We start from the raw sequence: 15,166 nt of genomic DNA on the forward strand, positions 1-15,166 counted from the left end.
TGCTCTAAGTCTTTGCACTCCAGAACGCATACAATCGTTACTTGTTTGTTAACGCACAAAGTTGAAAAACATAAAATGCAAACACGCATATTGAACAAGGCAGAGCTATCTGCTTGATAATTTGAATAAGAAAGGAGTCATAATGGCGGCTTTTGGTACTGAGTTTATGCCTAGGATGGCATTAGCAACATTTGAAAATAATCAATGGTCTGACACACAGATCGTTACATCAGACAGTATTTCACTTCATCCCGGCGCTCACGTATTGCATTACTCAAGCACTTGCTTTGAAGGTCTGAAAGCATTCCGTCACGAAGATGGCAGCGTACACATTTTTCGAATGGATCAAAACGTCGAGCGTTTTGCTCAAAGTAGTCAACTACTCTCTCTACCTGAGATTGATAAAGAACAAGTATCAAAAATGATTGTTGATATTGTGGCTGAGTTCGCATCTGATGTGCCGTTGCCTCCAGGCTCAATGTACATTCGTCCAACTCACATCGGTACAGAGGCAGCTGTAGGCAAAGCAGCAGCCCCATCAGTTACATCTATGTTGTATATCCTACTTTCTCCAGTAGGTGACTATTTCTCAGGTGGTGCTCATGCCTTACGTCTACTACTAGATGAAACTGGCCAACGTTGTGCGCCGCACATGGGGATGATCAAAAGCGGTGGTAACTACGCAAGCGCGTTAGCGCCAACTTTAGAAGCAAAATCAAAATACCAAGCAGACCAAGTACTATTCTGTCCAAATGGTTACATTACAGAAACAGGTGCTGCAAACTTCCTTTTGGTTGATGGTAACGAGATCATTACTAAAGCCCTGGACTCAAGCTTCTTACACGGTGTAACACGCTCTAGCATCCTAACAATTGCAAAAGATCTTGGCATGACCGTTACAGAACGTGAAGTCTCTGTTGAAGAGTTACTTGAGCGCGCCGCTAAACCTGGTGTAGAAGCGATGCTTTCAGGCACTGCAGCCGTATTAACTTCGGTCGGTACGCTTATTCACAATGGTCAAGATTTTAAAGTTGGCACTGGCGAAGCTGGCCCAGCAGCGCAAAAACTGCGTCAAGCGCTCAACGATATCCAATGGGGTAAAGCGCCAGACACTCATAACTGGTTGACTAAGATTGCCTGATGGTAGGTTTGCTGTAAGCCAGTAAATAAATAACGAAGATGTGCTATGAAAATAGCGCATCTTCCCATCAAATTAATCTCTCACGCAAAACGTTATTCGTTACGCTTGTTGAAGATAACTCTCCCACATCGAAAACGCGCGTTCATAAGCTTTTTCTCGGTCTTGCATTTCAGCAAACAGTACAACTGCCATTGTTGCAATTACCGTATTGGCCATTTGTGTTAAATCTTGTTCTGGTGTCTCAAACAGGCAAGAGGAAGGCAGAGGCACTTCAGAAATCATTTGCTCAGTCCAGTAGTGCGAAGTGACCCCACTGGTTTGGCTCAACCAAATCGTTTGACTCACTTTTGGATTATATTCTGACTCACCGGATTGACCTTTGAATGACACGACAGCGTGACGCGTTTGGCCAATTTCATGCTCGACTTCTGCATGAAGCTGCTGAAATCCTGGATGGAAACTACCGCGAATTCCTATGGTCGCCTGCCCAGGGTTCAGAGCCCGAACAACCGTGTTAATTGGTGTTCTCAATCCATAGCGATTTTTCCAGCCAATCATCTTTTCAGCTTGATGCGCGAAGGCGCTTAAAGGAAGGTAGACAATATTTTCTGTCTCTAGGATTCGTTTCGCCTCTTCCGCTGATTGGGCTTGTTGAATGTTAAGCTGGTTTAGGTAATCTTCTGCATGACGACGCCCAGACTGGCGATCATGATAGCCATGCAGCAAAACTTTATAGCCGTTATGTGAAAGGATTTTTGCTGATAGAAGATGCCATGGCTGCCCTGCTGCTTGACGTTTGCCTGCGTAGCAAGGCCAATCAATATCTGCGCCTATTGCAGGCATACGAGACTGAAATGCTTTCACAAAGCCTGCGATTTCTTGCTGAGTTTCGTTTTGCACTCGAATGAGCATTAAAAGCATCGCCATCTGGTCATCATCAAACTCACCATTTAAGTATTCATCCATTACTTGGAAGGCCTGATCAAAGTTCAGAGGTTTTCTGCCTCGCTCTCCGCGTCCTACCGTGCGGATACATTCCAAAATACTGCTCATATTCCCTCTTATTATCGGCTTTTAATTTCTATCAAAAGAATAAACGTAGTTGTACCACGTTTCCTATTTCAATCAATGCTAGACGGATTCCTTAGGGTTTGTTGACCTTTCGAGCTCATTCAGCAAGTTCGCCAAATGTATGATTGTTTCACTCACAAATTAGATGCGGATAACAATGTCAGCAATGATACCGAACAATGCGACAATCAAAAAAAAACCTCTCCCGAACCGAGAGAGGCTGCACTGCCTTAAACGCTGTTAGTACATTTAACAAAAGTAATACCCTATCCCGCTACTCCGCCTGCTAAGGAGAGCGGCGCATCGAGTTAACGATGAACATTTATAGTATTGCAATCTAAGTGCCAACTTTTAAAAACCTTAAATAACAACACGTTGAACATTTTCTTATAAGTATCCTTTAAATTACTACGCACTGATAGAGTGCAAATGGCATTCATTATCGTGCAGAATTACTCATGCGCTCATAACCCCATCCTCTTCTCGGGCTTTAGCCGAATTTGCTGCTGTAAGTTAGCCGTCACGTTCATCCTCTAAGCGGAGGCATTACCACAGATCATTCCTTGATGTTCAAAATTAAATCACAAAATCAAATGCCATAAAAATTAACAAAAACGGAATTTATAACCAATATTAAAACGTAATACCTATACATAAAACTGCTTTTTTAAAATATTCATGGTTTGATAATTTATAATACTGCCATTCTCACAGTATGATTCACCACCTCGCCAATGTGATAACAATCACTAAAAAATGTACCATCTGCCACATTATTATTTATACGAAGGCAATTCCTCAGTGAAAGAGTCTCAAAAAACCTTAGGTTATAGTGAGTTAAACACAACAACTTGGTCAAAACATGATACACATTGGGTGCTTAGCCTCTTTGGCACTGCAGTAGGTGCTGGTATTTTATTCCTTCCAATCAACTTAGGTATTGGTGGCTTTTGGCCGCTAGTAAGTATGGCTATCCTCGCCTTTCCTATGACTTTTATAGCACACCGAGGATTAGCGCGATTTGTCTTATCTTCAAAGATTAAAAACGCCGACTTTACAGACGTGGTTGAAGAGCACTTTGGCGCGAAAGCGGGACGTGCGATTTCATTGCTGTATTTTCTGTCTATTTTTCCAATTCTACTGATCTATGGCGTAGGCATTACCAATACCGTTGATAGCTTTATGCTAAACCAGGCAGGCATGGAATCGCTACCTCGCCCTATGCTTTCAGGCGTTCTCGTATTTGGCTTGATTGCGATTATGATGGCTGGAGAGAAAGTAATGTTGCGTGCATTTGCGGTTATGGTTTACCCGTTAGTCGCTATCCTTGCTTTCCTATCATTCTATTTGATGCCCAACTGGACGATGCCAGTGTTAAACGCGCCAGAAATGGGGTCGTTTGCAAACACCATGTGGTTAGCCGTACCTGTGGTCATTTTCTCTTTTAGCCACGCAGCAGCCATATCAAGCTTCGCCAATGTACAACGCCGTCATTACAGTGAAAATGCGGATTTCAAAGCCGAAGCAATTTTGCGTCGCACCAGTGTCATGCTGATCGCATTCGTACTACTGTTTGTCTTTTCGTGCGTGTTAGCGCTCTCACCAGAGCAACTGGCTGAGGCCAAAGCACAAAACGTATCCGTGTTGTCTTATTTGGCCAATGCTACTGATAACCCATTTATCGCGACGCTGGGACCTTTAGTCGCGTTTGTTGCCATCACTTCCTCTTTCCTAGGTCATTTTTTGGGCGCAAGAGAAAGCCTGAATGGACTGATCACGAAAAATTCAAGCCTTACCTATCGCAGTGCGGATAAAGTGAGTGTTGTCGTGCTGTTTATCTCGATCTGGATTGCAGCAATCATGAACCCGAGTATTCTGGGTATGATGGAAGCGCTTTCAGGTCCAGTGATCGCTATGATCTTATTCATTATGCCGATGATCGCAGTGTATAAGGTTAAGTCTTTGCAGCAGTATCGTGGCAATCTATCCACTTACTTTGTGTTAATGACGGGCGTTATTGCGGTGAGTGCGTTACTTTTCAGCTAACAAGGTTTACTTGACTTGAGGTTCAGGGGAATACCTTATTTAACATTTAAGGTAATTCCCTGAAGTTTGAAGCATTTTCTATGTAGAAACTGGTTGTTCTACAACTCTATTAGATAAGAGTGAAAATTCCCGCCATCATGATTATTGAGGCGATGCAAGTACGGCCAATAATGCCGAAGTGTGAAGGTTGAATCATTTCATTGTGCATAGGCAATCTCCTGTTTGCTGTATTAAGCCTTTTATCAACGGCTTAATAACACTATGTCTAAGTTAAAGTTTTTTTACAACCCATACATAGATTAAGTTTTTATGACAGTAAGTTGTCATCTTTGATAATGAAATTAATTTTGTGATTTAGATCTATGAATTTTCACTTAGCAATCTTAATCTAAAATTTGAATAAGTTGATTTTTCATACAGCCTTTCAATGAGTTAAATTGAAACTACTAATAGGTAACCATTCCCTAGACAAACTCACCTTGTGAAAAGAATCACTTCTGTTCTTAAGCCCGCTTGCTCCGTCTCTGTTGAGCTATTTAAATAACGCTCGATTCCAAGCGGTTTACTCTTCACCTTAATCCCACTATGACGGGTTAAATTCATTGCCATTGCCCAGGCATTACCAAGTAATTGATATTCTCCTCGATGTTCCACTACAAATGTCTCACATTCAGGTATTGTCCCGGCGACAAACCCTTCTGGCACAGTAATGGGATTATCGACCGGCAGACAGGTGATAAATTCAAACTGACCTTGTTTCATATCCATTGAGAGGTAGTAACAAAACATCGCACCATTCACAGGTATCTTTTCAGCTGTTGTCATTTCTTTTAATCGGTGACTATGCTCGCTCATTGTGGCTCCCAACTCGGCGATCGTTCCGGAACCCGGTATACCAACATAATAAATGGTTGGCTGTTTTCGGTTGGCTATCTCGATGAGTTCTGACAGTACTTGCCCGGTTTCTAATTGGCTTTTGAGCATTTTTAGGCCACGATCGAAATCCTTCTCAAGCATCGATTTAAATAAACTTTTGAGAAAAAATCGGTTCCACCGAGTAGATGAATGTAACTCCCACTCCACCAAGCAAGCATCTTGTGACGGCGTCACTATAAGTGTTACTTTGCCGTGACTTTGCATCGGTCGGAAAAAGTGCAATTCCATATCTAAACGGTGCTCCTGGGTGCTCTCTAGCACAATCGAGCCAGAACCGATGCGCTGACCATTCCATTCGTAGGCCGCCCCGACATGTCCTTGCTCGCCACGGAAATTAAGTTCACAGCTCGGCTCGAGAATGACCCAAGGTGACCATTCAGGCCAGTTCTTAAAATCCTTGAGGTAGTCAATAATTTCTTTTTGAGACTTTTCGATTTCAATATTTCTGCTGACCAAATATGAAAGCATAGCCACTCCTTGAGTTTATATTGCGCTCTATTCAGTCTACTTCAAATTCTGGTTTTTACTTGTTTCACTGTATGTTAGAAGCAAAGGGGTCATCGCTGTACACCTAAGGAAGTATTGAAAGATACAGCCGCTGATAAACTCCTGGATGAAGTATTGCAGGAAAAGCAGTGGATGCGCTGACACCAGTGAAAAAAACAACAGTAAAAGACGTACTAAAAAGCTAACTAAGGATTAGATCGCTTAGCTGCAGATAGCAAAAGAGCGCCAGTTGACGCTCTTTTGTTTTACAAGTTCAGGTTACGAGCTATGCCGCTTCTTTTTCACCAATCCAATGGTAATGGTGATTCGCTTTCTTACCTACTAGCCCCTGTTCTGCCAGTGTTTCAAATACCTTGTCTACTTCTTCAGCAGAAAGCCTAAATTCCTTAGCCACCGCTTTTTTAGTACAAGTAATTTGATGCGATCGGAGCGCATCACTCACCTGCTCTATCAAAGGTTTAGGCTCCTCTGGTACTTTTTGTTCTTCAAATTTTTCTTCTTGCACCACTGGCTCTTGCTCTTCTTGAATATGAGGAAGATAACCTGCAGGCTGGGGGGCGATATCTCGAATTCGTTCTAGCCTAATCCCATCGTAACGACGGTAGAAGTAACGAAAACGTTGTTCTTCACCAATTAAGCCTACAAAGAACGCAGCAAAAAAGTCGAGCAGAATAGATAAGAACACCACCAAACCAAGTTGTGCATGCTGAGAGCTGGTACCAAACGCTTTCGCTAAACTATCGATTAACCCGATAACTGAACCTTGAGTCACTGGCGGTAAGCTGTCACGCTCCATCGCCAACTTCTGCTGTTCTTCACGCAGTGTTTTGTTTTGCTCCTGGATTCTCGTTACACCTGTGGCAATACGTTCCATCTCGATATATTTCTGAGCAGCAATATTGTTAAGCTCGATCTGTTTGTCGATAGCTTCAATCTGGCGGTTGAAAGCGTCTACTTTTGCTTGTTCAACTGATATATGGCTTTGTGCGCTATTGGTAGCGCTATTTATCCCGCCAATACTTCCGCCAATAGAGATCGCAGCAAGCACTGAGTAGAAAACTAAGGCTGTAATTGCACCGGGATAGTTTCTGTGGGCTCGGCGCTCGCCATACTCGTACCAGGCATAGAATTTACCGGCTTCGAAAATGATTGCCAGACCACCAAACAAGGTCTGCATCATCGGGTTTTCGTCAATAGACAAAAACAGCAAAAGAGAAAAAATGGTCGATGCCAAGATAGCCGCACCGGTAAATGCATAAACACTCACCATGGCAAACCGGCCTTTAGGGTATCGAAACTCGATCTGTTGTTCGTATTTCATTGGAGAAATTTCTTAAGATTGCGCGGCCAATAATTAACTAACACACGCTCAGGCATGTATAAAGGTCGGAGAGAATACCGTATCCTTTATTAAATTACTGTCATATTTGCGTTAATGGCAAACAAGTGCAGAATAGATGCTCACTTTGCATTGATATCCTGCAAATCTAGCACGCAAATCCACCAGCCAATTTTGACAACCCGAGCCCTTACTGCGGGTTGAAGGCTGGTTTTGGTAACTAATCACCTCCATCAACATACGCACCTCACCAGTAAGACACAAATAACGCACAGTTAAATCACCTTTTATCAATCTTATCGTTACATTTTCAGGGTTATTTGTTAGTATCCTGCGCGAATGACAACAATTGAAAAACCGTATGGAAATGACTCAGAGATCGCAGAAAACGCAACGCGTAGCCGCTTTGGCGGTTATCTTAGCCGTTCTGTTTCAGCTGTATCTTGCTTCCACTGCGGTACTGAACCCAACTCAAGTTCACAACAAAAACTGGCTAAGCGAATTTCAAAACGAAAAGGTGCTGCTGTGTACTGCGGACGGCTTTAAATGGGTTAATATCAACTCGCTGATTGCAGCGAACAGCGACGCTGCTTCTCCCTTCCTCCACAACCTCAACTTGCATGAAGGTTTTCACTTTGAGTGCCCTTTGCTTCAAGCTGTGCAGTTTTTCGTGCTGTGCGCGATTGGACTCTATCTCACCACTATTGATTGGTTACGACGTGCAAGACGCGCGCTGACTCTATATCGATTTACACAGTGCGGAAGGCTGGTTTACAAGCATGTCGCACCGAAGCATTCTCCACCTTGTATTTTTCCTGCCTGAGCCTTTAACAAGCAATCAGGTAAAAACAACAATTCCCTAGCCAATGTTTGGTAAGGGGAAGACATTACCATCAAAAGGAAAATACAAATGCTTAAACAAATTAAAACCCTTGCTATTACACTTGTCGCTTTGGTGGCTAGCCCAATCAGCCTTGCTCATGAATATGAAGCGGGTAAGATCCATATTGATCACCCATGGAGCCGTGAAGCACCACCAAATGCACCTGTGATTGGCGGCTTCTTACAACTCAACAACCACGGTGATACTGAGGATTCATTGATTGCGGCAGAGACTCCTATCGCAGGACGCGTTGAACTGCATAATCACATTATGCAAGATAGTGTCATGAAGATGGTGAAGGTTAGTGAGATTAGCGTACCAGCAAACGGGAGTGTGTCACTGGAGCCAGGAAGTTTTCACCTGATGATATTTAACCCGACTAAGGTCCTGAAGGAAGGCGATCGTTTTCCGGTAACACTGACGTTTAAACATGCAGGAAAAGTGGACGTAGAGGTAGCCGTTGAAAGTAAAAGTCATATGGAAAAGCATATGAGCCATTAATCGCTAACTGGTTTTAAATACAAAAAGCCCGACCAATAAGCCTCATGCCATTCGTTTAACAGCGAATGGCATGTTTAAGTCTCCCGTCTTCCTGAACAGCGACGAAGGAGCGTGATTCAGGATCTAATTTCCGAGCACTTTATGGCCAACGTTAATTCACTAGCTGCTCAGCGCGCTGCTATTAGATTCCTAGTCTCGCTAGTGCTCGCTGGAATGACTCGGATAAGATTATTAAGCGATTGGCACTGACCAATAGGTCGGGCTTTTTTAAATCGTTTACCAACTACTTAAAGCACACGTCAGCCCAACGAGCCAAGCCAGCGGTGACCGAACCAAAGTAATTACCACTCACAACCGGAATATTAGGCAGTACTGACTGCACCGCGTCGCGTAAAATAGGTGAACGCGCTGAACCACCCGTCATAAAGATCGCGTCTGGTTTCACCCCTGCTTGCTCGACCGCTTCTGTGACTAACGCCGTCATCTTGTTTTTAGGGGATTGAATAGATTCGATCATTTCATCACGCTTCACATCCACTTCAATAAGCTCAGATAACAAGTTAATGCCTGCACGGTAAGAAGCCGCATCAGAGAGCGCCACTTTAGCCTCTTCGGCACGACGAACAATGTTATAGCCTAAAGATTCATGGTACACCTCAAGTAGTCTCTTGAGCTTTTCGGGTTCCTGAGCCTGTTTATGGAGCAGTTTTAACGAGCCGAGATTTTCACGTGAATAGAAGTCATTCTGCGCTTCCACGTTGTTAATCGCGATTGGATTCCAGAACTGGGTTGTTGGCATCACGATACCCGATTCCATTTTACTTTCCATGCCAAACGGGAACATCAGTTGCTTAAACGCAATCGCAATATCCAAATCATTACCGCCGACACGCTGACCACTGTGTGCAAGCAAACTCGCGGTTCTGTCCGCTTTACCTGACCATGATGGCCCCATTTGAATCAGTGAACAGTCAGTGGTACCACCACCGATATCGACAACTAAGATCGTCTTGTCTTCGGTAAGTGTGGCTTCGTATTCTAAACCAGCTGCGACAGGCTCAAACTGAAATTCCACATTGTTAAATCCAGCACGCTTAGCAGCCTTTAATAGGATGCCTTCCGCCTGAACATTGGCTTTTTCTCCGCCGCGTCCGTGGAAGTTGATTGGACGCCCGATAACAGCATCGGTAATGGATTCTTGTGCGTCATTTTCTGCCTGTGACTTAATGTTATCCATCATGGCGCAAACCAAATCTTCAAAGAAGGCAAGTTGCACGTCACGCAGACCGGATGCACCTAAGAATGACTTTGGCGATTTAACATAGTAAATGTCACGAGGATCTTCTAAATAGCGATTCAGTGCCGCTTGGCCAAAATCGATATCTTCCGGTTCCAGATCAATGCTCTCTTCACGATTTAAGTTGATTGCGCGGCGGAGTACTTGTTCTCCAACCTGATCGAACGGTTTAATATCTCGATGTCGAAATAGATGCTCAGAGACCGACTCTCGAGTAGGAGCGGCAAGCGTGGAAGGGATGAAGTAGTTACTCTCTTCAAGCTTGAGCAATACTGGTTCGCCTGATTCCATTTTTGCAACTGAACAGTTTGCAGTGCCGTAGTCAAAGCCGATAAACATAAATCCTCCCACTGACTAAAAAGGTCGGCAATGCTACCCCAACACAGAGTGAATTGCTACTGTACAGCGTGTTATTGTTTTTCTTCAGGTTCTGTTTTCTTGGATGGCAAAGCGACGACGACAATAAGAGCTAAAAGTAAGAATACCGGCGTCAGCTTTAATCCATCCCAGATGGTATAACTATCGTGAAACAACCAAAAAATACCCACGGTGAGCAGATAAGAAAAGTAGCTACAGAACACCAAACTCACCGCGGCAAAGCGAACTCGGTTAATGATTAAAATACGAACCAAATATTGGCTGAGAATACCAGCGCAATGCATCGCGAGTTGCCAGTTAATTACAAACACGGCCAGTGCAACAAATCCAGCCACCAGCAAGGAATCATAGGTACTGATTGCAAAGTAGCTGCCAAAGCGGCTTATGATGAAGGGATATTCCCCCTCATACACCGTTGACCACGAAATCGCGTTGGCCGCTGCAACAAAGTTAGCGAAATAAGCAATAGCATAAAAGGAAGTTTGGGAGCTGAATGGATGAAATACGTCGTTTCGATACCCTTGCCACTCTTCGTCGTTGTCTGTCGGGCCAACCCAACTGCGTTTTCTGGCAGGTACGGGCTCATCAAACGCTGGGCCATTACGAAATAGCAGCCAAAAAATATACAGTGCAAGTGCGACCAGGAGTATTGTCAGCATACCCTCCCCCCCTTTCATTATGTCGATTTCACTGCTTATGGCTTTGGGGTCGTAAACTGCACTTCCCTGTTATTATTTTTTACTCACCGTGGACAACCGCTTTATTTGACCACTATTAGTCCAACTTTTCTTCAAAAACACCTAATTCTCGGCCAAGCCAAATCGCGTTCTCCGTATAATCGAGTAATTCTCGCTCACTTACGGGACGGATCAGTACCGAGAAATCCCCCCGAATAACATCGAGCCAGGCGATAAACTCTTCACTTAGCGATTCCAGATGTATCTCAAACATCGGCATTTTATGAGGGCCTTGTAATCGTCCGACCAAAGGACACACTCGCAATACATCCTGTCGCTCTTGGCGAATGATCTCATTTAATGCTTGAGCTTTGTCTTGCTGTCGCAATGGAAAATAAACGTGGGCGCGATACATAACTTCTCCAAAAATTCACTCTATCCATCAGTTTAGATACCGTTCTCTAATCTCTAAGTAATCCTTTCACATACTCACGTAAGTGGTTGGAATAGAAACTACTTCAATGTGCTGCAACACTACCTTGATTCCATTCCATTGGAAAGAGATTCTCCTTTGCCAATCACCTCAACCGATAAGATTCAATAATAATGGCTCAGTTTGTTAAATTTTACAGCCTAATTTTGTTGCAAATAGTTCCTAATAACTAGTGATTAGATTCAACTTATAAAACCTGTAGCCCAGAAAACCAGCACATTACTCTGCATATCAGGGGTGTAAGCAAAACTTTACTGTTGAATAATTGTTAAAATAAAGCATTTTTTAACAATTTGTTTACACTTATTGTGTCTGGTTATACCAAGATTGAATCAAAGGGTTAGGCGTTCAATAGCAGTACGAATAACGCTTGGTGTTTCATACAAACACAGCTTTGTTAAAGGAAAACAATGACTGAAAGGACAATAACGGTCATTAACAAATGCAACCTGAGGTATAGCCTTTTGCGCTGATATCAAAGTTTGAGTACCCATACAAACTTTGGTTTGATAATGAACAGCTGCAGTCCAAAAGACCCGCAGCGTCAAAAGGAGCTTGAGATGAACGTTCAGGCATTACCCATGCATCGGTTTATCGACCATCATGGGAACCTCGTCGGCCAACTACCCAACTGGGCTGACATCGAAACGTTAGTCGGGTTTTACCGCGATATGGTATTAACTCGTACTTATGACAATAAAGCCGTTGCATTGCAACGCACCGGGAAATTAGGAACCTACCCTTCTCATCTTGGCTCTGAAGCTATTGGGATTGCCGTCGGTCGTGCGCTCAAAGCCGACGATGTGTTTGTACCTTACTATCGCGACATGCCTGCGATGTGGTGTCGTGGCATTGGTATGGAAAAGAACCTGCAATATTGGGGCGGTGATGAACGCGGTAGCGATTTCTCGCCAGAAGGTAATCCAATACCGAGTCGGGACCTACCGTTTTGTGTCCCGATCGCAACACAATGCACCCACGCGGTTGGTGTTGCGTCCGCATTGAAAATACAAGGCAACCACGAGGCCGCATTAGTTATGTGTGGCGATGGTGGTACTTCCAAAGGTGATTTCCTCGAATCGATTAACTGTGCGGGGGCCTGGAATATTCCGTTGGTCTTTGTGGTAAACAACAACCAGTGGGCGATTTCCGTACCCCGAAGTCTACAATGTGCTGCTGAATTTTTATCTGAAAAAGCAAAAGGCGCTGGCATTCCGGGCATCACGGTCGATGGTAATGACGTAGTCGCAGTCTTCGACGCCACTATAACCGCACTAGAAAGAGCACGTAAAGGTAAAGGCGCGACGTTAATCGAAGCGGTTAGTTATCGTTTGAGTGACCACACTACCGCCGATGATGCCACCCGCTACCGCAATGAAGATGATGTTCAGACTGCCTGGCAATTTGAGCCAGTCAGTCGACTCAAAAGCTTCTTGATCAATCAAGGGGCCTGGAATGATGAACAGGAGCAACAATGGCTCGAGGAGTGTAAACAACAAGTCGAATTAGCCGTTAAGCATTATCTTGCTATGCCTAATCAAGCACCAGAATCTGGGTTTGATTATCTTTATGAATCTCTTCCTCAAGAGCTCCACACACAAAGAGATGAGCTGATCAACAAAGCAATGCGAATGCAGGGAGGCAAACATGGCTGAATTGACTTTAGTTGAAGCAGTAAACCTCGCGCTGCATCATGAAATGGAACAAGACCCAAACGTGGTCGTACTTGGCGAGGACGTGGGTGAAAACGGTGGTGTATTCCGAGCCACGGTCGATCTCAAACACAAATTCGGTTTGAAGCGAGTCATCGACACACCATTAGCCGAAGCCTTGATTGGTGGCGTTGCAGTCGGCATGGCAACACAAGGGTTGCGCCCGGTCGCAGAGTTTCAATTCCAGGGATTTGTTTTCCCGGCTATGGAACATTTAATGTGCCATGCCGCGCGCATGCGAAACCGAACTCGTGGTCGACTCACCTGTCCGGCGGTATTTCGTGCCCCATTTGGTGGCGGTATCCACGCGCCAGAACATCACTCAGAAAGTGTCGAAGCCCTTTTCGCCCATACACCAGGGCTAAAAGTCGTCGTCCCATCATCCCCACAACGCGCCTACGGCTTATTACTTGCTGCGATTCGCAGTAATGATCCGGTTATGTTCTTTGAACCAAAAAGAATCTACCGTACCGTCAAATCTGAAGTAGTCGATAATGGTGAAGCATTACCTCTGGACACTTGTTTTACGTTACGCAAAGGTCGAGACATCACCTTAGTCACCTGGGGCGCTTGTGTAGTTGAGTCATTACAAGCGGCGCAAACCTTGTCAAAACAGGGCATCGAAGTAGAAGTACTGGATTTAGCCAGCATCAAACCGATTGATATCGCGACCATCTTCAGCTCGTTAGAAAAAACCGGACGCCTGCTCGTGGTTCACGAAGCGAGTAAAACGTGCGGTGTCGGCTCTGAGCTTTTAGCTCGTACCGCTGAACACGCGATGTGCTTATTAAAAGCGCCACCGAAACGAGTGACCGGAATGGATACCATCATGCCTTACTATCGTAACGAAGACTATTTTATGCTTCAGGAAGAAGACATTGTGAACGCAGCGCGCGGGCTCATGGAGGATTGGAAATGAAGACGTTTAACTTACCCGATCTCGGCGAAGGCCTCGCTGAGTCGGAGATTGTAAAATGGCACGTTAATGTCGGCGACATGGTCGAATTGGATCAAGTGATCCTAACAGTCGAAACTGCCAAAGCAACGGTTGATGTACCTGCTCCATATTCCGGTAGAGTGGTCAGCCGCCATGGTGAAGAAGGCGAAATCATTAACATTGGCGCTTTATTGCTAGAAATAGACGAAACAGGTGCAGAGCAAAATGCATCCGTGGATAAAAAACAGACAGCAGACGCCGCCACGGTCGTTGGTAGCGTATCTCATCAATCTCACAATGTTAATGTAGATGATTTTTGGATTGGAGGCAGCCATAACACTTCACAAGATAAGCTCATCACTGCACTTCCGTCTGCTCGCTTGTTAGCTAAAAAACTTGGCGTAGATTTGAAGGCGGTTTCTGGTAGCGGGCCAAATGGTCTGATAATGGACTCCGATATCTACGATGAAGCAGGCAAACAACGCCCGGGTACCGAAGTGCTAAAAGGGGCACGTCGAACTATGGTGTCAGCGATGGCAGAGTCACACAAAAACGTAGCGGCTGTGACCATCACAGAAGAAGCACTGTTGGAAAACTGGAAACCGGACGAAGACATCAGTATTCGACTGGTTCAGGCTATCGTTCATGCTTGTCAGGAAGAACCCGCCCTAAATGCATGGTTCGACGAAGAAACCATGACACGTTGTGTGCATACAACTGTCAACCTTGGTGTCGCAGTAGACAGTCGCCATGGGCTTTATGTACCGGTACTGCGCCATGCCGATGAGTATGAATCAAAAGACCTTCGTCGCTGGCTAGACCAAACTGTAGAAGGCATTCGCGATAGGAAAATAAATCGCGAAGATTTGCAACACGCAACGATCACGTTGTCTAACTTTGGCGCAATAGGCGGCATCTTTGCGACGCCAGTTGTTTCTCCGCCTCAAGTCGCGATTGTTGGTGCTGGCCGCATTGTAGACCGTGTGGTTATAAGAGACGGCAAAGCAGTCGCCGTAAAAGCAATGCCATTATCGATCACGTTTGATCACCGAGCTTGTACTGGTGGCGAAGCAGCAAGGTTTACCAAAGTGCTCGCGGAGCATTTACAAAGACCAAGTACCCAATAACAGGTACTCGCACACTTGTGTCCAAAAGGCTTCAATCTTGAAGCCTTTTTACTTTTATCTTCAGAGAAATATCTAATTTTCAGATAAATACATAGCGATAAATGTAAGAGAGGAATAAAAT

General features: G+C 44.5%; 13 protein-coding genes. 7 read left to right on the plus strand and 6 right to left on the minus strand.

What is annotated here, in order from left to right:
- Window positions 1-142 precede the first annotated feature (142 nt).
- Window positions 143-1,141 carry a branched-chain amino acid aminotransferase gene (locus OO774_RS22810; RefSeq protein WP_264906974.1) on the plus strand — a complete coding sequence of 333 codons (999 nt, stop codon included), beginning with the start codon at window positions 143-145 and terminating at the stop codon, window positions 1,139-1,141.
- A gap of 99 nt (window positions 1,142-1,240) precedes the next feature.
- On the opposite strand, the gene OO774_RS22815 is transcribed toward OO774_RS22810, so the two are convergent.
- A complete protein-coding gene (locus tag OO774_RS22815) occupies window positions 1,241-2,194 on the minus strand; it encodes a glycosyl transferase family protein (protein ID WP_264906976.1) in 954 nt (317 codons plus the stop codon).
- Between the two features lie 819 nt (window positions 2,195-3,013).
- On the opposite strand from OO774_RS22815, the gene OO774_RS22820 reads away from it, so the two are divergent.
- Entirely contained in the window at window positions 3,014-4,258 is a 1,245-nt protein-coding gene (locus OO774_RS22820) for an aromatic amino acid transport family protein (RefSeq protein WP_264906978.1), read from the plus strand.
- A 474-nt stretch (window positions 4,259-4,732) separates the two neighbouring features.
- On the opposite strand, the gene OO774_RS22825 is transcribed toward OO774_RS22820, so the two are convergent.
- Together OO774_RS22825 and OO774_RS22830 are read right to left on the minus strand one after the other, a co-directional pair.
- Complete coding sequence (locus tag OO774_RS22825) at window positions 4,733-5,662, minus strand: SRPBCC family protein (RefSeq protein ID WP_264906980.1); 930 nt, start codon at window positions 5,660-5,662, stop codon at window positions 4,733-4,735.
- A gap of 304 nt (window positions 5,663-5,966) precedes the next feature.
- Complete coding sequence (locus OO774_RS22830; protein ID WP_264906981.1) at window positions 5,967-7,022, minus strand: Preprotein translocase subunit SecY; 1,056 nt, start codon at window positions 7,020-7,022, stop codon at window positions 5,967-5,969.
- Between the two features lie 379 nt (window positions 7,023-7,401).
- On the opposite strand from OO774_RS22830, the gene OO774_RS22835 reads away from it, so the two are divergent.
- On the plus strand, window positions 7,402-7,863 hold the full coding sequence (locus OO774_RS22835; RefSeq protein WP_264906982.1) for a hypothetical protein: 462 nt from the start codon (window positions 7,402-7,404) through the stop codon (window positions 7,861-7,863).
- Window positions 7,864-7,950: 87 nt separating this feature from the next.
- On the plus strand, window positions 7,951-8,424 hold the full coding sequence (locus tag OO774_RS22840) for a copper chaperone PCu(A)C (RefSeq protein ID WP_264906984.1): 474 nt from the start codon (window positions 7,951-7,953) through the stop codon (window positions 8,422-8,424).
- A gap of 283 nt (window positions 8,425-8,707) precedes the next feature.
- On the opposite strand, the gene yegD is transcribed toward OO774_RS22840, so the two are convergent.
- The 3 genes from yegD to OO774_RS22855 form a co-directional block, all read right to left on the minus strand.
- On the minus strand, window positions 8,708-10,060 hold the full coding sequence (gene yegD / locus OO774_RS22845) for a molecular chaperone (RefSeq protein ID WP_264906986.1): 1,353 nt from the start codon (window positions 10,058-10,060) through the stop codon (window positions 8,708-8,710).
- 71 nt (window positions 10,061-10,131) lie between these two features.
- Complete coding sequence (locus OO774_RS22850; RefSeq protein ID WP_264906988.1) at window positions 10,132-10,758, minus strand: hypothetical protein; 627 nt, start codon at window positions 10,756-10,758, stop codon at window positions 10,132-10,134.
- Window positions 10,759-10,873: 115 nt separating this feature from the next.
- Entirely contained in the window at window positions 10,874-11,191 is a 318-nt protein-coding gene (locus tag OO774_RS22855) for a DOPA 4,5-dioxygenase family protein (RefSeq protein WP_264906989.1), read from the minus strand.
- Between the two features lie 638 nt (window positions 11,192-11,829).
- On the opposite strand from OO774_RS22855, the gene pdhA reads away from it, so the two are divergent.
- From pdhA to OO774_RS22870, 3 genes are read left to right on the plus strand one after another with little or no spacing between them, the layout of a single operon-like run.
- Window positions 11,830-12,924 carry a pyruvate dehydrogenase (acetyl-transferring) E1 component subunit alpha gene (gene pdhA, locus OO774_RS22860; protein WP_264908686.1) on the plus strand — a complete coding sequence of 365 codons (1,095 nt, stop codon included), beginning with the start codon at window positions 11,830-11,832 and terminating at the stop codon, window positions 12,922-12,924.
- Window positions 12,917-13,900, plus strand: a complete 984-nt coding sequence (locus tag OO774_RS22865; RefSeq protein WP_264906990.1) for an alpha-ketoacid dehydrogenase subunit beta — start codon at window positions 12,917-12,919, stop codon at window positions 13,898-13,900. Before pdhA ends, OO774_RS22865 begins: the two co-directional genes overlap by 8 nt.
- The gene (locus OO774_RS22870; protein WP_264906992.1) at window positions 13,897-15,045 is read left to right on the plus strand and encodes a dihydrolipoamide acetyltransferase family protein; all 1,149 of its coding nucleotides are present in this window, start codon (window positions 13,897-13,899) and stop codon (window positions 15,043-15,045) included. The genes OO774_RS22865 and OO774_RS22870 overlap by 4 nt, the downstream gene beginning before the upstream one ends.
- Window positions 15,046-15,166: the final 121 nt, after the last annotated feature.

This window comes from Vibrio sp. STUT-A11, assembly GCF_026000435.1.
Lineage (GTDB): Bacteria > Pseudomonadota > Gammaproteobacteria > Enterobacterales > Vibrionaceae > Vibrio.